The sequence below is a fragment of the Mesorhizobium sp. M4B.F.Ca.ET.143.01.1.1 genome (assembly GCF_004792275.1).
Lineage (GTDB): Bacteria > Pseudomonadota > Alphaproteobacteria > Rhizobiales > Rhizobiaceae > Mesorhizobium > Mesorhizobium abyssinicae.
Genome location: NZ_SRSR01000066.1, coordinates 1 through 663, shown reverse-complemented (window position 1 = coordinate 663; position 663 = coordinate 1). Strand labels below are relative to the sequence as shown.

1 protein-coding gene and 1 pseudogene are annotated in these 663 nt (G+C 61.4%); one reads left to right on the top strand and one right to left on the bottom strand.

Going from position 1 to position 663, the window contains the following annotated elements; all coding sequences use genetic code 11:
* The first annotated feature begins 34 nt into the window (after positions 1-34).
* Complete coding sequence (locus tag EN786_RS35970) at positions 35-214, top strand: DUF3008 family protein (protein WP_127226103.1); 180 nt, start codon at positions 35-37, stop codon at positions 212-214.
* Between the two features lie 250 nt (positions 215-464).
* On the opposite strand, the pseudogene EN786_RS35965 reads toward EN786_RS35970, so the two are convergent.
* Positions 465-663: pseudogene (locus tag EN786_RS35965) on the bottom strand (sugar ABC transporter substrate-binding protein); the annotation flags it as partial.

Below are 663 nucleotides of genomic sequence, written 5' to 3'. Positions count from 1 at the left end.
CCTGGAATTGCTCCCCAGCAAAGGAGAAACCGCCATGCCCGCCACATCACAGGCCCAGCAAAAAGCCGCCGGCGCAGCGCTTTCCGCCAAACGCGGTGAGATCAAGAAAAGTGAGCTCAAAGGCGCTTCGCGCGAGATGTACGAATCGATGAGCGAGAAGCAGCTCGAGGAATTCGCCGAGACCAAGCGCAAGGGCCTTCCCGGCAAGAAGTGATAGATCGCGAGGTCGAACGAAAGAGCCTGCGGCGCCGGCGGTGGGCTCGTCAATCCCTCGCTGCAAAACACCCTAAAGCGCGTCGCGATCTTTCAGATTCGCTGCATGCGCTTCAGTGTTTTGATTTGCGCATGTCTTTGTCCCGAAACCGGGTCCCGCTTTCGGGAGACATGCTTTAAGCCCGCGCGGCGGCAGGTCAGGCGAAAGAATGGCCGCGACCGCAACGGCGGTCACGGCCATCGGTCGCGGATTACTTGCCGGACAGGATCTTGTCGTAGACGCCGGCGGTGTCCTTCTCGTAGAGCGCGCCGGTGATGACGTTGAAGCCCGGAGGAATGCCGCTGGCGGCCATGTTGGCCAGCGAAAGCGCCACATAGCTGGTCGCCTGCGGGTCCTGCCACTGCGCGGCATTGACATAGCCGTTCAGCACTTCCTGGGTGGTGTCGAGC

Coding starts and splice junctions, on each gene's coding strand:
- EN786_RS35970 (WP_127226103.1), top strand. CDS start 35: ATGCCCGCCACATCACAGGCCCAGCAAAAAGCCGCCGGCGCAGCGCTT.